20 protein-coding genes and 1 tRNA gene are annotated in these 20286 nt (G+C 63.2%); 11 read left to right on the top strand and 10 right to left on the bottom strand.

Going from position 1 to position 20286, the window contains the following annotated elements; genetic code table 11:
* Nucleotides 1–4: 4 nt before the first annotated feature.
* A complete protein-coding gene (locus GJ698_RS03745; protein ID WP_154356215.1) occupies nucleotides 5–916 on the bottom strand; it encodes a LysR family transcriptional regulator in 912 nt (303 codons plus the stop codon).
* A 95-nt stretch (nucleotides 917–1011) separates the two neighbouring features.
* Between GJ698_RS03745 and GJ698_RS03750 the strand changes: the two genes are divergently transcribed.
* The 5 genes from GJ698_RS03750 (at nucleotide 1012) to GJ698_RS03770 (ending at nucleotide 6414) form a co-directional block, all read left to right on the top strand.
* Nucleotides 1012–1611, top strand: a complete 600-nt coding sequence (locus GJ698_RS03750) for a short chain dehydrogenase (protein WP_154356216.1) — start codon at nucleotides 1012–1014, stop codon at nucleotides 1609–1611.
* Between the two features lie 45 nt (nucleotides 1612–1656).
* A complete protein-coding gene (locus GJ698_RS03755; RefSeq protein WP_154356217.1) occupies nucleotides 1657–3357 on the top strand; it encodes a DUF8614 domain-containing protein in 1701 nt (566 codons plus the stop codon).
* Nucleotides 3358–3453: 96 nt separating this feature from the next.
* Entirely contained in the window at nucleotides 3454–4125 is a 672-nt protein-coding gene (locus GJ698_RS03760) for a hypothetical protein (protein ID WP_154356218.1), read from the top strand.
* 90 nt (nucleotides 4126–4215) lie between these two features.
* A complete protein-coding gene (locus tag GJ698_RS03765) occupies nucleotides 4216–4926 on the top strand; it encodes a BON domain-containing protein (RefSeq protein WP_154356219.1) in 711 nt (236 codons plus the stop codon).
* A gap of 180 nt (nucleotides 4927–5106) precedes the next feature.
* Nucleotides 5107–6414, top strand: coding sequence for an MFS transporter (locus GJ698_RS03770; protein WP_154356393.1), 1308 nt, complete (start codon nucleotides 5107–5109; stop codon nucleotides 6412–6414).
* Here the strand turns inward: GJ698_RS03770 and GJ698_RS03775 are convergent.
* The gene (locus GJ698_RS03775; protein WP_154356220.1) at nucleotides 6411–7118 is read right to left on the bottom strand and encodes a hypothetical protein; all 708 of its coding nucleotides are present in this window, start codon (nucleotides 7116–7118) and stop codon (nucleotides 6411–6413) included. The two genes, GJ698_RS03770 and GJ698_RS03775, sit on opposite strands and share 4 nt — an antisense overlap.
* A 169-nt stretch (nucleotides 7119–7287) precedes the next feature.
* Here GJ698_RS03775 and GJ698_RS03780 point away from each other — a divergent pair, with 169 nt between their 5' ends.
* Together GJ698_RS03780 and GJ698_RS03785 are read left to right on the top strand one after the other, a co-directional pair.
* Complete coding sequence (locus GJ698_RS03780) at nucleotides 7288–9423, top strand: metallophosphoesterase family protein (RefSeq protein WP_154356221.1); 2136 nt, start codon at nucleotides 7288–7290, stop codon at nucleotides 9421–9423.
* Nucleotides 9424–9558: 135 nt separating this feature from the next.
* Entirely contained in the window at nucleotides 9559–10404 is an 846-nt protein-coding gene (locus GJ698_RS03785; RefSeq protein ID WP_154356222.1) for a PhzF family phenazine biosynthesis protein, read from the top strand.
* On the opposite strand, the gene GJ698_RS03790 is transcribed toward GJ698_RS03785, so the two are convergent.
* From GJ698_RS03790 to GJ698_RS03825, 8 genes are all read right to left on the bottom strand, one after another.
* On the bottom strand, nucleotides 10401–11153 hold the full coding sequence (locus GJ698_RS03790) for a substrate-binding periplasmic protein (protein WP_229259811.1): 753 nt from the start codon (nucleotides 11151–11153) through the stop codon (nucleotides 10401–10403). The genes GJ698_RS03785 and GJ698_RS03790 overlap by 4 nt on opposite strands.
* Nucleotides 11154–11167: 14 nt before the next feature.
* Nucleotides 11168–11947 carry a substrate-binding periplasmic protein gene (locus GJ698_RS03795; protein WP_154356224.1) on the bottom strand — a complete coding sequence of 260 codons (780 nt, stop codon included), beginning with the start codon at nucleotides 11945–11947 and terminating at the stop codon, nucleotides 11168–11170.
* 58 nt (nucleotides 11948–12005) lie between these two features.
* Complete coding sequence (locus tag GJ698_RS03800) at nucleotides 12006–12281, bottom strand: type II toxin-antitoxin system RelE/ParE family toxin (protein WP_154356225.1); 276 nt, start codon at nucleotides 12279–12281, stop codon at nucleotides 12006–12008.
* Nucleotides 12250–12474, bottom strand: a complete 225-nt coding sequence (gene relB, locus GJ698_RS03805) for a type II toxin-antitoxin system RelB family antitoxin (RefSeq protein WP_154356226.1) — start codon at nucleotides 12472–12474, stop codon at nucleotides 12250–12252. Before relB ends, GJ698_RS03800 begins: the two co-directional genes overlap by 32 nt.
* A gap of 93 nt (nucleotides 12475–12567) precedes the next feature.
* Nucleotides 12568–12643: transfer RNA gene (locus tag GJ698_RS03810), tRNA-Lys, on the bottom strand.
* A 50-nt stretch (nucleotides 12644–12693) separates the two neighbouring features.
* Nucleotides 12694–14472, bottom strand: coding sequence for a type IV pilus assembly ATPase TfpB (gene tfpB / locus GJ698_RS03815; RefSeq protein ID WP_154356227.1), 1779 nt, complete (start codon nucleotides 14470–14472; stop codon nucleotides 12694–12696).
* A gap of 25 nt (nucleotides 14473–14497) precedes the next feature.
* Nucleotides 14498–15310 (bottom strand): spermine/spermidine synthase domain-containing protein, encoded by an 813-nt coding sequence (locus GJ698_RS03820; RefSeq protein ID WP_154356228.1) that lies wholly within the window; start codon nucleotides 15308–15310, stop codon nucleotides 14498–14500.
* Nucleotides 15311–15413: 103 nt separating this feature from the next.
* Complete coding sequence (locus GJ698_RS03825) at nucleotides 15414–15929, bottom strand: glycine zipper 2TM domain-containing protein (protein ID WP_154356229.1); 516 nt, start codon at nucleotides 15927–15929, stop codon at nucleotides 15414–15416.
* Between the two features lie 424 nt (nucleotides 15930–16353).
* Here GJ698_RS03825 and GJ698_RS03830 point away from each other — a divergent pair, with 424 nt between their 5' ends.
* The 4 genes from GJ698_RS03830 to GJ698_RS03845 all read left to right on the top strand — a co-directional run bounded on the left by GJ698_RS03830 (nucleotide 16354) and on the right by GJ698_RS03845 (nucleotide 20215).
* A complete protein-coding gene (locus tag GJ698_RS03830) occupies nucleotides 16354–16743 on the top strand; it encodes a barstar family protein (RefSeq protein WP_229259812.1) in 390 nt (129 codons plus the stop codon).
* 123 nt (nucleotides 16744–16866) lie between these two features.
* Entirely contained in the window at nucleotides 16867–17478 is a 612-nt protein-coding gene (purN, locus tag GJ698_RS03835) for a phosphoribosylglycinamide formyltransferase (RefSeq protein WP_154356230.1), read from the top strand.
* Between the two features lie 19 nt (nucleotides 17479–17497).
* Entirely contained in the window at nucleotides 17498–18796 is a 1299-nt protein-coding gene (locus GJ698_RS03840) for an RsmB/NOP family class I SAM-dependent RNA methyltransferase (RefSeq protein WP_154356231.1), read from the top strand.
* Between the two features lie 69 nt (nucleotides 18797–18865).
* Complete coding sequence (locus tag GJ698_RS03845; RefSeq protein ID WP_154356232.1) at nucleotides 18866–20215, top strand: mechanosensitive ion channel family protein; 1350 nt, start codon at nucleotides 18866–18868, stop codon at nucleotides 20213–20215.
* Nucleotides 20216–20286 lie beyond the last annotated feature (71 nt).

Consider the following 20286-nt stretch of genomic DNA (forward strand, 5'->3'; position numbering starts at 1 on the left):
CCCTTTACGCCGAAGAGGCCAGCGGCAAACGTGCCGCTGGTCCGAAGCGTTCCACAATGAAGTCGATGAAGGTGGTCAGCTTGGGCGTGGCCCTGCGGTCGCGCGGGTACACCAGGTGCATCGCGCGCGGCGTGGGCAGATAGTCGGTCAGGATCGGCACCAGCCGGCCGGCGGCGATGTCCTGCGCCAGCAGCACTTCGGCTTGCATCACAATCCCGAAATCCTTGAGCGCGGCCATGCGCAATGCCTGGCCGCTGTTGGTGCGCATGCGGCTCGCCGGCAGTTCGCGCTTGCCCTGCAGCGATTGCAGGCGCCAGCGCACGCCCACCGCGCCGACCATGAAGTCCAGGCATTCGTGCTGCGCCAGATCGTCCGGCGTTTGCGGCGTGCCGCGCTGCTTCAGGTAGGCCGGCGAGGCGCAGATGCTCATCCCGTAGGAGAACAGCGGACGGGCGATCATGCTCGAATCGTCCAGCGCGCCGACGCGGATGGCGGCGTCGAAACCTTCTTCCACCAGGTCCACCATGCGGTCGTTGAGGCTGAGGTCCACGCTGACGTCCGGATGCAGGCGCAGATAGTCGGTGATGGCGGGCGCCAGCCATTCGCTGCCGAACGAGAACGGCGCGGTGACGCGCAGGCGGCCGCGCGGTACGCTGCGCATGGCTTCCGCGCCGCTTTCGGCGGCGGCGATCTGCGCCAGGATGGCACGGCACTGGTCGGCGTACTGCGCGCCGATCTCGGTCAGGCTCTGGCGGCGCGTGGTGCGCGTCAGCAGGCGCGCGCCGAGCGTCGCCTCCAGCTGGGCGATGTGCTTGCCGACCATGACCGGCGAGATGCTGAAGCGCGCGGCGGCGGCCGTGAAATTGCCGGCATCGACCACGGCGACGAAGATTTCCATACTGCGCAGCTTGTCCATTGATTGCTAACCATGGGTTGGTAATGTTGTTCATGGTAGCTCATTTATTCCTTTGGTGAAGGAGAACATACTGGTGTTTTCTTCAGGAGGACAGCATGAAAGTAATCGTGATCGGCGCCACCGGCGCAATCGGCAAGGCAGTAACGGAGGAACTGGGCAAGCGCCACGAGGTGGTGACGGTGGGCGCAAGCAGTGGCCAGCATCAGGCCGACTTTACGGACATCGCACAGCTGCGCTCGTTGTTCGCCAAGATCGGCAAGGTCGATGCGGTGGTGGTCGCTGCCGGCGCGCTGCACTTCGCGCCGCTGGCCAGCTTTACGCCGGAGCAGTTCTACGTTGGCCTGAACAGCAAGTTGATGGGGCAGGTGAATGTGGCGCTGGCGGCACAGGAGTATCTGAACGATGGCGGCTCGATCACGCTCACCAGCGGCATCGTGGCGGAGGAATCCATTCTCAACGGCGTCAGCGCGAGCATGGTCAACTCGGCGGTCGAAGGCTTTGTGCGCGGTGCGGCGATCGAATTGCCGCGCGGTCTGCGCATCAACGTCGTCAGCCCGAACGTGGTGCAGGAGTCGATGGACAGCTACGGCCCGTTCTTCATCGGCTTCGAACCCATCGCCGCCAGCCGCGCCGCGCTGTCGTATGCACGCAGCGTCGATGGTGCGCAGACCGGCAAGGTCTACAAGGCCTGGTAGCCTGCGGTGCTTTACAATGTGGTCCTCACTCCACAAGAGGACCACATGAAAAAAATCCTGCTCCCGCTGGCGCTGGTTGTTGCATGCGCCACCGCCTATGCCGCACCCGCCGGCGTCAATGACCTCAACAAGATGAGCAAGCGTTACGCGCCGATCGCGCTGACCGCCGACACCAGCCAGCTCTCGGCCGGCGACAAGAAAGCCATCGCCAAGCTGATCGAAGCGGCCAAGATCATCGATGTGCTGCAACTGCGCCAGCGCTGGTCCGGCAACGAGGCCTTGTGGGCCGCGCTGCAAAAGGACACCACGCCGCTGGGCAAGGCGCGCCTGAACTACTTCTGGCTCAACAAGGGCCCATGGTCGATCCTCGACGATCACCAGTCCTTCCTGCCGGCGCAAGTGGGTGGCGTCAACGTGCCGGACAAGAAACCGGAAGCCGGCAACTTCTATCCGGAAGGCGCCACCAAGGCTGAACTGGAAACCTGGATGAACGCCTTGCCGGCGGTCGACAAAGAGCAGGCGCAATGGTTCTTCACCGTGATCCGCAAGAACAAGGACGGCCTGTTCACCACCGTGAAGTATTCCGACGAATACAAGGCCGACCTGGAAAAAGCCGCCGCGCTGCTGAAGCAGGCCGCCGCCGACACCGACAGCGCCTCGCTGAAAAAATTCCTGGAGCTGCGCGCCGATGCCTTCCTGAGCAACGACTACCTGGCCTCCGACTTCGCCTGGATGGATCTGGATTCGCCGGTCGACATCACCATCGGCCCCTACGAGACCTATAACGACGAGCTGTTCGGCTACAAGGCCGCGTTTGAAGCATATGTGAACATCCGCGACCAGAAGGAAACGCAGAAGCTGGACTTCTTCGCCAAGCACATGCAGGAGCTGGAAGACAACCTGCCGATCGACGCGCAGTACCGCAATCCGAAGGTCGGCGCGCTGGCGCCGATGGTGGTGGTCAACCAGGTCTACGGCGCCGGCGACGGCAACATGGGCGTGCAGACCGCCGCCTACAACCTGCCGAACGACGAGCGCATCATCAGCCAGCGCGGCTCCAAGCGCGTGATGCTGAAGAATGTGCAGCAGGCCAAATTCAAATCGACGCTGACGCCGATTTCCAAACTGGTGCTGCGTCCGGTCGACCAGAAGGACGTGGATTTCGATTCCTTCTTCACCCACATCCTGGCGCACGAGATCACGCACGGCCTGGGCCCGCACATCACGCGCAAGGACGGCAAGGAATCGACGCCGCGCCAGGATCTGAAAGAAGCCTATTCGACCATCGAGGAAGCCAAGGCCGACATCACCGGCCTGTACGTGCTGGCCTACATGATGGACAAGGGCCAGCTGAAAGGCACGCTGGGGCAGGGCGAAGCGGCGGAGCGCAAGCTGTACACCACCTTCCTGGCCTCGGCCTTCCGCACGCTGCACTTCGGCCTGACCGATTCGCACGCGCGCGGCATGGCGATCCAGGTCAACTACATCCTCGACAAGGGCGGTTTCGTGTCGCATGGCGACGGCACTTTCGCGGTGGACTTCGGCAAGATCAAGCAGGCCGTGGCCGATCTGGACCGCGAGTTCCTGACCATCGAAGCGACCGGCGACTACGCCCGCGCCAAGGCGCTGATGACCAAGTACGTGGTCATCCGTCCCGACGTGCAAAAGGCCCTGGACAAGATGAAAACCGTGCCGAACGATATCCGCCCGGAATTCAAGACCGCCAATAGCCTGCTGGGCAAGTAGCATTCCAAAAGCTTAATCATTCAGCTTTTTCTACGTAGTAATATAGCTGCCACCGGGCAATAATTTTTGCCCGGTGCATGCTACAGTTTGATCACCATGATCAAGCGCACCTTCCTTCCCCTGCTGCTGTTGACGTCCGGCCTGGCCTCCGCCGCCGACCTGACCGAGATGGAAATCCGCTGGCTGAAAGCCGGCGCCGCCGTGCTGTCCTACGCCAAGCAGGATTTGAAGCTGCCGATCGATATCACCGTTCAACCGCAGGCCCGTCCCAACGACGTGCCGCTGGCGCTGGGCTACGACAACGGCCGCTGCAAGCTGGTGCTGTCGATGCGCGGCAACGACAACGCCGAAGACATTCTTGCCGGTGTCCCCGCCGCGCAACGCCCGCTGATGATCGAAGCCATGGTGGCGCACGAGATCGGCCACTGCTGGCGCTACGCGCAAGGCGTGTGGCATGCGCTGCCGGCCGGTTTTGAAGCGCGCCAGCCGCCGCAGCCAGGCGCCGCCGACGAGCTGCGCGACACCCGCCGCGAAGAAGGCTATGCCGACCTGGTGGCGCTGGCCTGGATACAGCAACAGCATCCCGAGCAGTACGCCAGCGTGGCCGCCTGGATGCGCAAGGTGCGCGAACCGGCGCCGGCCGTCGGCTCGCACAGCACGCTGAACTGGCTGCAACTGGCAACCACCGGCGCCGCCTTCACACCCGGCCTGCCGGTGTTCGAACAGGCCAATCTTGTGTGGCGCCAAGGCCTGTTGCAAGATCGCTGAAATCCTCATCTATGTACGTTTCCGCACGGTGGCGTAGGCCGGGCGGGCGTTTAATGTGTCCATCAACCACCACAAAGAGGGACACACATCATGAATAAATTACTCTGCTTCGTGCTGGCCACCGCCGCCAGCGCAGCCTTCGCCGCTTCGCCTACCAACGACACCGTTGCCTACAAAGCTGCCATCAACAAGTCGGACGCCGACTACAAAACCGCCAAGGCTGCCTGCGATGCACAATCGGGTAATGCCAAGGATGTCTGCCAGGAACAAGCCAAGGTGTCGCGCGCCAACGCCGAATCGACCGCCGCCCTGCAATTCAAGAACGATAAAAAATCGGTCGAGAAAGCCCAGATCAATGTGGCTGACGCCAACTATGACCTGGCCAAGGCACAGTGCGCCACCCGCACCGGCGCCGACAAGGACAGCTGCCTGAGCGGCGCCAAACAGCAGCACACCGCCTGGGTCAACGACGCCAAGGCCGGCAAGAAAGCCGCCGACGTGGCGCAGACCGGCATCGATTGCAGCAGCATGACCGGCAGCGACAAGGCTTCGTGCGAAGCCCGTTCGAAAACCGAACTGACCAAGGATGCGTTGGCTGACACCGCCATCACCACCAAAGTCAAAACCGAACTGCTGGCCGAACCTGCACTGAAATCGCTGGACGTGCACGTGGAAACCAACAATGGCACCGTCATGCTGAGCGGCTTCGTGCCATCGCAAGCTGAAGTCGACAAGGCTGTCGACGTGGCGCGCAATGTCAAAGGCGTCAACAAGGTGCAAAGCTCGCTGCGCATCAAGTAAAAGGGCAGGGCGGTCTCCCCCCACCGCCCCGTCCTGGCGCCCGGCAACGTTTCCCCCCAACGTAGCCGGGCGCCACCACGTGCGCCACGCGGCGGTTTTTTTTGATTGTATTCATGATGATCATCATATAAAATAGTTTCAAGCGTGCTTTCCGCGCGCATTGCTACTGTGAGGACCATGATGTTTGCACAATCCCTATCCAACTGGCTGCACCGGCGCGGCCTGCACTTTTCCTGGGTCATCGTCGCCGTGACGTTTATGACGGCGCTCAGTTCGTCCGCCGCGCTGGGCTTGCCGGGGGCCTTGCTGCAACCGCTGTCCAGGGAGTTCGGCTGGGATGTCGAGCAGATTTCGTCGGCGCTGGCGGTGCGTTTCGCGCTGTTCGGCCTGATGGGGCCGTTTGCCGCGATCCTGATGGAGCGCTTCGGCCTGCGCAATGTGGTGGTGGTGGCGCTGACGCTGGTAGCGTCCGGCATGGCGCTGGCGACGCAGATGACGCAGTTCTGGCACCTGGTACTGTTCTGGGGCGTGATGCTGGGCGTCGGCTCCGGCCTGACGGCGCTGGTGTTGAGCGCCGTGGTGTCGAACCGCTGGTTCGACAGCCATCGCGGCCTGGTGGTCGGCATTCTGACCGCCAGTTCGGCCACCGGCCAGCTGATCTTCCTGCCGGTGGGCGCGTGGCTGGTGGAGCACCTGGGCTGGCGCATGGCGGTGGTGCCGGTGTTCGTCGCCTGCGCGGTGATGGCGGTGGCGGTGTTCCTGCTGATGCGCAACCGGCCGTCGGACGTCGGCCTGCGTCCATATGGCGCGCTGCCCGGCACGGAGGTGCTGGCCGCCGCGCCGGCCATGAAGGTCACGCTGGCCACGCCGTTCAGGATCCTGGCCGAGGCGGCGCGCAACCGCGTGTTCTGGGTGCTGGCCGGCACCTTCTTCATCTGCGGCCTCAGCACCAACGGCCTGATCCAGACCCACTTCATTTCGCTGTGCGGCGACGCCGGCCTCGGCCCGGTGCCGGCCGCCTCGGTGCTGGCAATGATGGGCGCGTTCGACCTGGTCGGCACCATCGCCTCGGGCTGGCTGTCGGACCGCTATGACAACCGCAAGCTGCTGTTCATCTACTACGGCTTGCGCGGCCTGTCGCTGCTGTGGCTGCCGTATTCGGAATTCACGCTGTACGGCCTGTCGGTGTTCGCCATGTTCTACGGCCTGGACTGGATCGCCACCGTGCCGCCGACCGTGCGCCTGGCTGGCGCCACCTTCGGCAAGGAAAAAGCCGGCATGGTGTTCGGCTGGATCTTCGCCGCCCACCAACTGGGCGCGGCGGTGGCGGCCTATGGCGCGGGCCGCGTGCGCACCTTGCTGCTGACTTACAATCCGGCGCTGTTTGCCGCCGGCGCCGCCTGCCTGCTGGCCGCCGCCATGATCTGGATCATCCGCAAACCGGCGGCCGCCAGCGCCGTGCCGCCGGTGCAGGCGAAGGCCGCTTAGCTCCCGGTGCTGGCGTCCGGCACGATGCTGAGCGCACTGGTCTCGGGCTGTTTGGGTTTGGGCCGCTTCCGCTTGCTGACAGGCGGAAGGTCCGGCTCCTCTGTGAGCATTTCCAGCCGATGGGCGCAGTTTAGCTGGCGCATTAGAACCAGGAAGATCCAGAAGCCGATCACTAGTTCGATCAGAATCGGAATGCCACCTGCTCGATTAACAAAGCAGTACAGGCCAGCCCAAAAAATACCTGGAACAATCAGCGCATAATTGAGGCCGCCAACGATCTTCTCGCGCGTCTTAAGGGACAGCCTGTGCTGATGTATCGGCATAAATTGCGATTTAGTGTCATTTAAATGCAGAAATGCTTTTCCATACCGAATGTCAAACAACAAGCGGGTAGTATTTTTGCGTTTCAACGCGAAATCGATTTCGTCGCTGCTCAGCTTGAATCCATAGGCCTGATGAAACGCGATTTCCAGTTCCAGAGGATGAACCTCAGTATATTTGCCTTGCCGTAGCAGCGCTAAAAACGCCTTGAAGCGCTTGGCGTTCAGCGAGGTGGCCTTGTCGCGCAAGTTGTAATGGAGAGTCATGTATTTTGTGACTCCCAGGAGCATCACGACCAGCAGGAGTGTTGCCGTGACCGCTGCCGGATTCGCCTGCATCTGCAGGTATAACTTGTCTAGGAAACGACTTAGTAAAAGGTTCATGATGGCTCCCAAGATAATTTTAACTGTTTATATGTACAGTATTTTACTTTGGCCTAGGACGCAATCCCGAGTTCCATGAGATGTATATGGGAGCGCTTCCAAAATGTAATCAGGGTGTCATTTGCCAAGGTGACAATGTGGCTGTTTTCACATCCTGATGGAGTTTTGTATGCGTTACGTATTTCCTGCGGCGGCCGTTGCGGCCGCCGTCGCCGCGCTGCTGGCAGCTTGCGGCAGCGACAATCAGCCGGCCGTGGTTACCCCGCCCGCCGACACGGTGAACTCGACCGCCGTCGCCTTCATGAGCGACGTCCACTTCGAAAACATCTATGGCGACCTGAAGAGCACGCAGTTCGCCGGCATCCCGACCAAGGACGGCAAGAACGCCACCATCCGCACCATGTACGCGCAGCTGACCTCGACGCGGCTGTTCAACGAAAACTACTTCGCCTTCCGCGCCGCGCTGGACGATGCCTACGGCAAAGGACTGCGCCTGGTGGCGCTGCCCGGTGATATCTCCGACGATGCCCAGCCGATCAATATCGACGGCCTGGTCGACATCCTGCACGAGTACCAGGCCAAGGGCATGCGCTTCTTCATCGCGCCCGGCAACCACGATCCGAACGAGCCGTTCGACGACGACGAGGCCGGTAAGAACGACTTCCTGACCAAGGACGGCAAGGAGCAGAAAATCTACGCCGTCAACAACGCCGCCTGCAAGGCCAAGGATCCGACGGTGGTCTGCACCAACCAGCTGATGGAACAGGGCTACGACAAGCTGCTGACCAAGCTGGCCGAATTCGGCTATGCGCCGAACAAGAACGACGTCTACTGGGAAACGCCGTTCACCACCTACGCCGACGGCAAGTACAGCTACGAGGCGGCCAGCGCTGCGGCCGACCTGGGCAAGCGCCAGTTCGAGATCTGCAGCGAAGGCGAGGGCGGCAAGTACAAGGTGGCCGGCAAAACCTACTCGCGCTGCGCCAACATCATCGACGCCAGCTACCTGGTGGAACCGGTCAAGGGCATCTGGCTGCTGGCGCTGGACGCCAATGTGCACGTGCCCAACGCCAATTTCGACCCGGCCAATCCGACCGCCTTCAAGGGCTTCGACAACGCTGGCGACGCCGGCTGGAACAAGGTGTTGACGCACAAGATCCACCAGATGGAATGGATCAGGTCGGTGGCCGCGCGCGCCAAGGCGCAGGGCAAGCAACTGATGTCCTTCTCGCACTACCCGACCATGGACTTCTACGCCAACCAGACCGACGCCATGAAGGCCGTGTTCAAATCCGGCGCGTTCCAGGTGTCGCGCATGCCGGCGGCGGCCACGACCGCCGCGCTGGCGGCGACCGGCCTGCCGCTGCACATCGGCGGCCACATGCACTTCAACGGCAGCAATGACTACAAGGACAGCGCCGGCAACTACCTGGTCAACGTGCAGTCGCCGTCGCTGGCGGTGTTTGGTGCGGCGTACAAGATCGTCAGCTACCAGAACAAGGATCTGGTCGACGTGCAGACCGTGGGTCTGAACAGCGTGGCGCGCCACAACGAGCTGTTCCCGCTGTATCAGGTGGAGTACGACTACCTGCAAGGCAGCAGCGCCGCCGGCGACATCGCCAAGCGCTGGAACCGCAGCATCCTGGACAGCAAATCGTATGGCGAATTCACGCGCACCTACTTTGGTGAACTGTCGCGCCTGCGCTTCATGAGCGACTACTGGCCGTGCGAAATGAAGGAGGCGGCGATGTCGCTGGACGCGCGCCAGATGCTGATCCTGTCGCAGCTGCAAACCAAGGTGACGCTGGCGCAGCTGAAGGACAATCCATCGGTGCTGCCGATCACCGCGACCTGCGCCGCCAAGGGCACGGTGGCGGACGGCGGCGTCGCCGCCAGCCAGCTGACCGCCGACTGGGCCACGGCCACCGCCAAGGCCGAGCAGGTGGCGGCCGCCGCCAACCTGAAACTGGACGACTTCGCCAAGATCAGCGCCTACGAGTTCTACGGCGACTTCCACCGCACCGTGTACGCCGGCGAACTGGCCTTGCGCGATATGGGCGCCGAGCGCGTGGCGCAGTACAAGGTGCTGATGAACGCCTTCCCGGCATCGCCGGCGGCCATCGTCAAGATCGGCGACCAGTTGTCGGATCAGAACCCGGTGCAGGTGGCGTTTCAGTCGCAGTTCAAGCAGGTGTTCTCGATTCTGAAAGGCCTCGGGTCCGGCAAGCCGAGCGACCATTTCACGATCGACCTGAAAGCGCAGAAGCTCAACAACGCCAGCAGCAGCGGCCTGAGCTTCAACTAGAGGCGCCAGTCAACTGGGTCGAAATGATGAGGGCAAGAACGGAAAGTCGCGGTATAGTCAGAGGAACAAAGATAGTGGCCACATCCGTCATTGCTGTCAGTCAAGTATTCTCATCCTTCAGACCCAGGAGACAACATGCAGACCATTACCAAAGTTCACAAAGTCGCCGCCTTTACCGCCGGGGAGCGGGGCGGTAATCCGGCCGGCGTCATGATACGCGCCGCGCTGCCGGAGGAGCCGGCGATGCAGCGTATCGCTGCTGAAATGGGCTATTCGGAAACCGTGTTCGCCGCGCCGCACGAGGATGGCTGGCGCGTGCGCTATTTTTCGCCGGATGGCGAGGTGCCGTTTTGCGGCCACGCCACCATCGCCCTGGGCGCGGTGCTGGCGCAGCAGAATGGCGACGGCATTTTTCCGCTGACCACCAACCACGCGCGGGTGACGGTCGAGGGCCGCGCCCACGCCAACGGCGCGCATGCGGCGCTGCAGTCGCCGGCCACGCACAGTTCGCCCGCTTCGCCGGCGCTGGTGCAGGAGGCGCTGGCGATGTTCGGCTACAAGCTGGCGGACCTGGATGACCGCATTCCACCCGGGGTGGCCAACGGCGGCGCGCATCACCTGGTGCTGGCGCTGAACAGCCGCGACAAGCTGCGCGCGATGCGCTACGACCTGGCGGCAGGCCGCGAGCTGATGCGGCGCTATGGCTTTGCCACCATCTCGCTGGTCTATGCGGAAACGCCGCAGCGCTTCCATGCGCGCAATGCGTTTGCGTCGGGCGGGGTATATGAAGATCCGGCGACCGGCGCCGCCGCCGCCGCGCTGGCCGGCTATCTGCGCGACCTGGATTGGCCGCACGGCGGCGCCATCGATATCGTGCAGGGCGAGGACATGGGCGCGCCATGCCATTTGCAGGTGGAGATTCCGTCGCAGCCGGGCAGCTCAATCCGCGTGGCCGGCAGCGCCCGCATGATTGGCGACTAGTCCCACTTCTTCAGGAGCCGCGCCAGTTCGCCGCTGCGCTCCAGCTGCTCGACCGCGCGCTGCACCCGCAGCCGCACGGCGGGATCGACGTGGGTGCCCATCGCCATGTAGACGTCGGTGGACGCCATCACCGTCGGCAGGATCTTGACCTTGCTGGCGACGCCGGCGCGGTCGATAAAGCCCTGCATGCCAGGCGCGCGGTGCAGGAAGAAGCGGCCGCGGCCGGCCACCAGCTTGTGCAGGTTGATGGCCGGACTGGTGGCGCTGGAATCGATGCGCAGGCCGCCGATGCGCTCCAGCATCTCCGGCGTGGTGTAGCCGCGGTTGGTCAGGATGACGCTGTTGGCGCCGAGCTTGCGCACGTCGTCCCAATTGCCGATGGCGGCCGCATCGTCGGCGCGGGCGATCAGCTGGTAGCGGAACTGGAACAGCGGCGGGTCGAGGAAGACGTACTGGCGGACGCGTTCGTCGGTGCGCTGCACGGCGCACAGCGCGTCGTTCTGGTGGGTGGCCAGTTCGGAGTGGGCGCGCAGCAGCGGCAGCCATTGCTGGTCGCCGACGAACTGCAGGCCGGGATCGACATGTTCGATGGCGCGGAACAGGTCCACGCACAGGCCGACCACGCGGCCGATGCCGGCCGGAATGAACTTGGGCTCGGTGCCTTCCTGCGCCACCACGCGCAGCACCGTCGGCTGCGCCCATGCCGGCGCGGCCAGCAGCGCGCAGCACAGCAGCAGTACGGCATGCAACCGTTGTGACAGCCTCAATCCCATTTGCGCATCAGCCTTTCCAGTTCCCCTTTTTTCTCCAGCACGAACAGCGCGGCGGCGAGCCGGTCGCGGGCCTTGCTGTCGAGCTGTTTGCTGGCAGCAAAGTATAACTTGGCGCTGTACATCACCTGCGGCAGAATTTTAACCTTGTCGGCGGTGCCGGTGCGTTCCAGCAGCCCGGTCAGGCCCGGGCCGCGATGGAAATACAGGCGGCCACGGCCGGCGATCAGCTTGTGCAGGTTGAGTTCGGCGCGCGGCGAGCTGGCGTCGACCGTGAAGCCGCCCATGGCGGCGAGGATTTCGCCGGCCGCGTAGCCGCGGTTGACCAGCACCACCGCGCCGGGGCCGAGGTCGCGCACATCGTTCCAGTTGCGGATGGCGATGTCGTCGTCGCTACGTACCAGAAAGTGATAGTCGATGGTGTACAGTGCCGGGCCGAAGTAGTGGAAGATTTTTTCGCGCTCGGGCGTGCGCTGCAGCGCGCAGGCCACGTCGGCCAGGCCGCTGGCCAGCTCGGCGTTGGCGCGGATCAGCGGCTTCCACTGCTGGTCGCCGACGAAGCGCAGGCCGGGATCGAGCTGTTCGACGGCGCGCATGATGTCGATGCACAGGCCGACGATCTGGCCGTTGCCGGCAGCGAGGAATTTGGGTTCGGAGCCTTCCTGGGCGGCGGTGCGCAGCTGGATCGGCGACGGGGCCTGGGCGGCGGCCAGCAAGGGCAGCCCAATGGCCGCGACGAGCAGCGCTGCCCCCATGCTGTACTTGCCACCCATAACGTCCCCAAAAATCGGCGCCTCGCGCTCTGAACCCTAGCTTACACCAGTGGACGCTTTAGGGGTATTGCTGTCGTGCATGCAGCACCCCGTGCACCCGGATTTCGGCGTTGTGGATCTCGTATACGAGGATGTAATTTTTATGTACGACCAGTTCACGGGTATTGGCGACTCGGCCTGGACGATAGAGAAGAGGATGTTGGGGGAGCTTCGCCGCAGCGCGTATCAATGCATCGCGCAGAGTGAGTGCAGCCGAGGGGCTGCGCTCAGCAATGTATTCGACGATGTTTGTGAGATCTGCCCTAGCTGCGTGGCTCCAGATCACGGGAAGCATGGGCAGCTTTCCTTTGGGCCTCAATTTTCGCTTCGATAATAGCCATAATTTCGGCCATTACCACATCGTGCGGGATGCCCGGGCGAGGATCATCCAGCGACTTTTGCACTTTGCTGCGATACCAGCGGTCGTAAGCCTCTGCTTCTTCGGCCGTTGCGAATCCGTCGTGATCTGATGTGGGAAGGGAGGACATGATCGCTGATTATACGCCACGTCGACAGCAGGGCTTTGCGTTGGCACAAGCGAAAAAAAAAGCTCCCGTGAGGAAGCTTTTTTAGGAATTCGGTGGTAGGCCGTGCGGGATTCGAACCTGCGACCAACGGATTAAAAGTCCGCTGCTCTACCAGCTGAGCTAACGACCCCCGAAAGAGGCCGTATTATATACAGCTCAGAGGCAATTGCAAAGGCCTTTTTATTTCATGCCCAGCGCTGCCGTCACTTTCAGCACTTCGTCGGCGGTGGTCACGCCTTCCTGGATCTTCAGCGCGCCGGCGATGCGCAGCGGTTTCATGCCGTCGGCCATGCTCTGGCGGCGCAGCGCCTGGATGTCGGTTTCCTCGCGCACCTGGGCGCTGAAGGCTTCGGTCACGGTCAGCAATTCGTACAAGCCGGTGCGGCCGCGATAGCCGGTCTGGCGGCATTCGGGGCAGCCGACCGGCTTGTACACCTGCTGCGGCTTGGGCAAGTCCCACTCGCCGGCCAGGCTGCGCCAGATGTCGTCGCTCAACTCGCCGCCATTGGCCTTGCAGTCCTCGCACAGCGTGCGCACCAGGCGCTGCGCCATGATGCCGACCAGCGTCGCTTCCAGCAGGTAGTAGGGCACGCCCAGTTCCAGCAGCCGCATCACGGCCGACGGCGCGTCGTTGGTGTGCAGCGTGGACAGCACCAGGTGGCCGGTCAGCGCCGCCTGGATCGCCATTTCGGCCGTGGCCAGGTCGCGGATCTCGCCGACCATGATGATGTCCGGGTCTTGCCGCATCAGCGCGCGCACGCCGTCGGCGAACGACAGCTCGATGCCGGGCTGCACCTGCATCTGGTTGAAGGCCGGTTCCACCATCTCGATCGGGTCTTCCACCGTGCAGACGTTGACCTCGGAGGTGGCCAGCGCCTTCAGCGTGGTGTACAGCGTGGTGGTCTTGCCGGAGCCGGTCGGTCCGGTCACCAGGATGATGCCGTGCGGACGCTGGGTCAGTGCATCCCAGCGCTGCGCGTCGTCCAGCGGGAAGCCCAGTTCCGGCAGGGTTTTCACCACCACGTCGGGATCGAAGATGCGCATCACCAGCTTTTCGCCAAACGCGGTCGGCAGCGTCGACAAACGCAGCTCGACTTCCTGGCCGCCGGCGGTGCGGGTCTTGATGCGGCCGTCCTGCGGCCGGCGTTTCTCGATCACGTCCATGCGGCCCAGCAGCTTGATGCGCGCGGTCATGGCGATCATCACCACCGCCGGCACCTGGTACACCTGGTGCAGCACGCCGTCGATGCGGAAACGGATCGCCGCCATGTCGCGCTTCGGCTCCAGGTGGATGTCGGAGGCGCGCTGCTCGAACGCGTACTGCCACAGCCAGTCGACGATGTTGATGACGTGCTGGTCGTTGGCGTCGACCTGCTTGTTGCTCTTGCCCAGCTCGACCAGCTGCTCGAAGTTATTCCGCAGCGACAGGTCGTTGCCGGTCGATTTGTTGGCCTTCTTGATCGACTTGGCCAGGCTGAAGAACTGCGTGGTGTACTGCGCGATGTCGAGCGGGTTGGCGATCACGCGGCGCACCAGGCGGCGCGAGATCTTGGCGATCTCGGCTTCCCACTCGTGGGTGTAGGGATCGGCGGTGGCCACTACCAGCGTATCGGCCGTCAGTTCCACCGGCAGGATGTTGAAGCGCGCCGCGTAATTGGCCGACATCACGTCGGCCACGCGGGTGAAGTCGATCTTCAGCGGATCGATGCGGATGAAGGGCAGGTTGACGCGCGCCGCCAGCCATTCGCACAGCGCGTCGAGCGTCAGCAGCTTGTGCGGCGGTTGCGCCGACAGCAGCTTGGCGTGCGCCACCGCGCACAAGGGATGCATATAGCCGCTGGTGTTCTTCAGGATGGCCGAACTTTCCGCATACAGCTGCTTGACCTCGGCCTTGCGTATCATGCCGTCGGCCAGCAGCCAGGTGTAGATTTGTTGCAGATCTAGCGGGGCGGAACTCATCGGTGCGGCCACTTTCACAAAGAACTTATTTCGCGGTGATGCCTGCTTTGATCCCGGCCAGCCAGGACTTGGCCGGCAGCTTGGTGTCGGCGACGATCTGCGCGGCGTGCGCGGCCAGCGCCGCCGGATCGATGTCGCGCGGGCGCTTGAAGGCGATCGCCACCACGTTACCATCATGTACCTGCGGCAGGCAAATCACCTGCGCAAAGGCGAACCGGATCGCCTTCAGATTGCGCGCGTAGCTCGGGTGGTCGCCGAACAGGTTGACGGTCATCACGCCGTCGTCGCTCAGGCAGGCGTTGCAGGACTGGTAGAACTCCGGCGTGTCGAGCACCGGGCCGCGCGCGGTGGCGTCGTACAGGTCGACCTGCAGCGCGTCCAGCGTGCCGGCGTTGGCCTTGTCGTTGACGAAGTCGAGCGCGTCCATCTCCTGCACCTGCAGCCGTTCGTCGTTGGGCGGCAGCTTGAACATCGATGCGCAGATGGCGATCACCGACGGATTCAGTTCGATGGCGGTGACCTGCGCCTGGGGGAAGGTGGCGTAGCAGAACTTGGTCAGCGCCGCCGTGCCCAGGCCCAGCTGGGCGATGCGGCGCGGCTGCTCCAGCCATAGCATCCAGGCCATCATCTGCTGCGCGTATTCCAGTTCCGGCCAGTTCGGCTTGCGGATGCGCATCGCGCCCTGCACCCACTCCGTGCCGAAATGCAGGTAGCGCACGCCATCCTGCTCCGACAGCGTCACCGGCGCATATTTGACCTTGCGGCGCGCGGCCGGCGCCGGCGTGGCGGCCGGACGCGAGGATTCTTCTTTTTCGATGGATTTACGTTTGATTAACATTGGGAAAATGGGCAAGTGCGCGGCAGGAAGGAACCGGCATTATCTGAAAACAACAATGCCGGCGCAAGGCCGGCATTGTTGGGAGCGTCATTCGCCTGATGGCTTAGCGCTGGGCGGGTTCCACCAGCACGCGCAGGCGGATGCGTTCGCCCGGATCGTAGGACATCACGCTGGTGTAGTTGCGGCCGCGGTAGTCGTAGGTGACTTCGTAGCCGGAAGTGCGCGATTCCCAGTGGTCGACGGTGCGGCACTGTTTGACGGCCTGTTCCTGCACGCCGCCGCTGTTCGGGGTGTCGGCGTTGTCGACGCGGTCGCCGACCAGCGCGCCGGCGATGGCGCCTGCCGCGGTGGCGACCGAACGGCCCGAGCCGCCGCCGATCTGGTTACCGGCCAGGCCGCCGACCAGGCCGCCGATGATGGCGCCGCCCACGCCGCGCTGTGGCGCCGGCTGCTGGACCTGCACGTATTCGGTGCGGCATTCCTGGCGCGGGCTGTTGACTTGTTGCGTCTGCGGCACGACGCGCACCACGCGGCCGAAATCTTCAAAGTCGGCAGCCTGGGCGAAAGGCAGGGCGCCGAGGCACAGGGCAGAAGCGATCAGTTTGGCTTGCAAGTTCATTTGTTACCTCGTTTGGTTCAGGGATGTCTATCAGGGGAATTCTGATATTGCATGATTCGTATCTTAATCCCGCCAGCGGGGCGCGGCTAGTGGCTGACCAGTATCTGTGGCAACAAATTGTAACAGCGGACCAAGATCGAATTGTGCCGATTTCACCCCTAAATCCCGCAAAAATCTTCTGTTTTTAACAAATATTGCGTTAGATATCATATACGTGTTGATCTGGAAGGAACAACACGTTACCCTAATATGCGTATGGGATTCAGAAACATATTGAATCAACCATGGCCGGCGCCGACCCGCCCGCCATGTTTCGTGGACAGGTGCTCAAATTATTTATTCATTAATTCACAAGTTAGGCACTCCCGACAGCAAAGTGGACACTCCGTACATACCAGGTCAAATTGAGGGAAACGAGAGCCTGTTGGCCAGCGTGCCAGCCAACCTCGTGCAGTCCATCCGCGCCTTCCGCGTCGGTGAACTGCAGGAGGAGGCGGCGCGCCTGGGGCAGCACTTCCTGTACGCGCACTGCATCGCCGGCGCGACCAAGCAGCAGGTGCTGGGCATTATTTCGGAATCGTTCCAGTTTCCCAAAGGGGTAGGCAAGAATTTCGACGGGCTGCGCGCCACGCTGACCGAGACCATGTTCCAGGCCGGCGCACAGACCGGTTTCCTGGTGGTGCTGGAACAATTGCCCAATACCCAGAAATTTGACAAGGAAGCACGGGAAACCCTGCTGGATGTCTTCCGCGACGCGGCCGACTACTGGGCCGACAAAAAAGTGCCGTTCCGGGTGTTTTACTCCTTCGAGTAAGCCGGCCGCCGCTGCCGCCCTGCGTTGGGGCGGCCCTGACACGGCCGAGCATCGCCTGCTGCATCGCAACAATTCTTGCCTTTTAGTGGCCCTGCGAGGTGGGACGCGGTACAATGCCGGGTTATGAAAAACATCGTCATCCTGATTTCTGGTCGCGGCAGCAATATGGAAGCGATCGTCCGCGCGCTGCAGTCCGAGCGCTGGCCGGCCCGGATTGCCGCCGTCATCAGTAATCGCGCCGACGCGCCCGGCCTGGCTTTTGCAGCCGCGCACGGCATCGCGACGGCCGTGGTGGCCAACAAGGACTACGCCAGCCGCGCCGAATTCGACGCCGCGCTGCAGGCCGTGATCGACGGCTTTGCGCCGGATCTGGTGGTGCTGGCCGGCTTCATGCGCATCCTGACCGAGGCCTTCGTCACGCATTATGCGGGCCGCATGCTCAACATCCATCCGTCGCTGCTGCCGCTGTTCCCCGGGCTGGCGACGCATGCGCAGGCGCTGGCCGCCGGCGTGCGGGAGCATGGCGCCACGGTGCATTTCGTAACGGCCGAACTCGACCACGGGCCGATGGTGCTGCAGGCCAGCGTGCCGGTGCAGCCGCAAGACACGGTCGAAACCCTGTCGGCCCGCGTGCTGGAACAGGAGCATGTCATCTACCCGCGCGCGGTGCGCTGGTTTGTGGAAGACAGGCTGACACTGGCGCAGGGCGCGGTCCAGGTGGACCACAGTAAGTAAAAACTAACCAAGGAATTCCATGAGATTGCCTCCAGCGATACTCGCCAACGCCGAAGAAGTGTTGCGCGAGATTTTGCGCTTTGCCGCGCCAGCCGACACCACGTTGTCGCGCTATTTCAAAGACCACCCGCGCCTGGGCGGCCGCGAGCGCGGCGCCATCGCCGAGTCCGTGTACAACGTGCTGCGCAACAAGAACTTCTACACCGACTTCTCGGAAGCCGGCGGTGGCGCCACCATGCGCCGCCTGACCCTGCTGGGCATGGCCGACGCCGTTGGCCTGGACTCGCTGGGCGGCCTGAGCGAAGAGGAAGTGGCGTGGGTGCAGCGCATCCTGGAAATCGACCGCAAGCTGATGCACAAGTCGAGCCGCTCCAACATGCCGAAATGGCTGTTCGAGAAGCTGGTGGAGCAGTACGGCGAAGAAGAAACGCTGGCGCTGGCCGACAGCCTGAACACGCCGGCGCCGCTGGACCTGCGCGTCAACACGCTGAAGGCCAACCGCGAGGAAGTGATCGCCAAGCTGGCCGAGGCGCCGATCCGCGCCACGCCGACGCCGTTCGCGCCGCAAGGCCTGCGCGTGCTGCAAAAGCCGCAGCTGCAAAACCTGCCGCTGTTCAAGGAAGGCCACATCGAAGTACAGGACGAGGGCAGCCAGCTGCTGTCGGCCCTGGTCGCGGCCAAGCGCGGCGAGATGGTGGTGGACTTCTGCGCCGGCGCCGGCGGCAAGACGCTGTCGCTGGGTGCGACCATGCGCAACACCGGCCGCCTGTACGCCTTCGACGTCTCCGAGAAGCGCCTGACCAAGCTGAAACCGCGCCTGGCGCGCAGCGGCCTGTCGAACGTGCATCCGGTGGTGATCGCGCACGAGCGCGACGCCAAGATCAAGCGCCTGGCCGGCAAGATCGACCGCGTGCTGGTCGACGCCCCGTGCTCGGGCCTGGGCACCCTGCGCCGCAATCCGGACGTCAAATGGCGCCAGAAGCCGGAAGCCATCGCCGAACTGCAAGTCAAGCAGGCGGCGATCCTGGACGGCGCCGCCCGCCTGGTCAAGGGCGGCGGCCGCCTGGTCTACGCCACCTGCTCGGTGCTGGAGGATGAGAACGACTTCATCGCCAAGCAGTTCCTGGAAACCCATCCGGACTTCGAGCTGGTGCCGATGAGCAAAGCGCTGGCCGAGCAGAAGATCGATCTGGACATGGGCGACTACCTGAAACTGCTGCCGCACAAGCACCAGACCGACGGCTTCTTCGCCGCGGTCTTCGAGCGCAAGCAGATGGCCAAGAAGGCCAAGGAAGAAGTCGAAGCAGTCGACGAGTAATTCAGCAGGCCGGGTCTCCCGGCCTGTTTTACGTTAATCTACGCATCTCAATAGTTCACCACGTCCGCAATGTCCCAACAACAGCCCCTGCTTAATCTGATCGACGACCTCACCGGCGACCTGCACGAGCCCAGCCTGCTGTGGCAGCTGGCCGCCATCATTCTTTCGGTGATCGTGGGATTCGGCCTGGCGCGGCTGCTGCGCAAGCGCTTCGGCCGCCGGCGCCACGAGGAACATCAGGGCGGCGTGCTGGGCTTCGGCGTGGAGAGCTTCGGCCGCGTGATGGCGCCGCTGGCGGTGATCGGCCTGCTGGCCTTGTCGCGCGTGATCCTAGCGCAGTACCACTACACCCACGTCAACTGGATCAAGATCGCGATGCCCATCTTCGGTTCGCTGGCGGTGATCCGCTTCACCTTCTACCTGCTGCGCCGCGTGTTCGCGCGCAACGGCCGCACCATCAGTCCGGGCATGCTGGCGTTCGAGAAGATCTTCCAGCTGCTGGTGTGGCTGGCCTTCGTGCTGTACATCACCGGCCTGTGGATCGACGTGTTCCAGTTCATGGACGACACCATCCTGCCGATCGGCAAATACAAGGTGTCGATCGCCGACATCCTGCAAGCCAGCGCCTCGGTGGCGGTGCTGCTGATGCTGGCGCTGTGGGCCGGCGCCGCGCTGGAAGAATGGCTGATGAAAATGCCGGGCATGCACACCAACCTGCGGGTGGTGCTGTCGCGCACGGCGCGTGCGGTGCTGATCCTGGTGGCGGTGCTGATGAGCTTGTCGCTGGTGGGCATCGACCTGACCGTGCTGTCGGTGTTCGGCGGCGCACTGGGCGTCGGCCTCGGTTTGGGCTTGCAGAAGATCGCCAGCAACTACGTGTCCGGCTTCGTCATCCTGCTGGACCGCAGCCTGACCATCGGCGACATGATCACGGTCGACAAGTACAGCGGCAAGGTCACGCAGATCAACACCCGCTACACGGTGCTGCAAGGCCTGGACGGCATGGAATCGATCGTGCCGAACGAGATGCTGGTGTCGGGCGCGGTGCAGAATTCCTCGCTGTCGAGCAGCCTGGTGAATATTTCAACCAAGGTGTCGGTGGCGTATGACACCGATGTCGATTTCGTCATCCAGCTGCTGACCGAGGCGGCGGCGACGGTCGAGCGCGTGCTGAAGGACAAGCCGCCGTCGACCACGCTGACCAGCTTTGGCGCCGATGGCCTGGACCTGACGGTCAGCTTCTGGATCAACGATCCGCAGAACGGCCGCAGCGGCGTGACGTCCGACGTCAACCGCGCGATCTGGCGCGCGCTCAAGGAAAACAATATCTCTGTCCCATTCCCGCAACGGGAGATGCGCATCCTTGGCCCGGTGCCGGCCGCTCTGTCGGAGCCGGAAAGCACGACCGTGCCTAAGTAATAGTCAGTGATTGAGGGCAAAGCATCCTCAAATCCGCACTGATTCATCGTACAATGTCGTCCAAAAGTCGG

The sequence above is a fragment of the Duganella aquatilis genome, from assembly GCF_009674565.1.
Taxonomy (GTDB): Bacteria; Pseudomonadota; Gammaproteobacteria; order Burkholderiales; family Burkholderiaceae_D; genus Rugamonas; species Rugamonas aquatilis.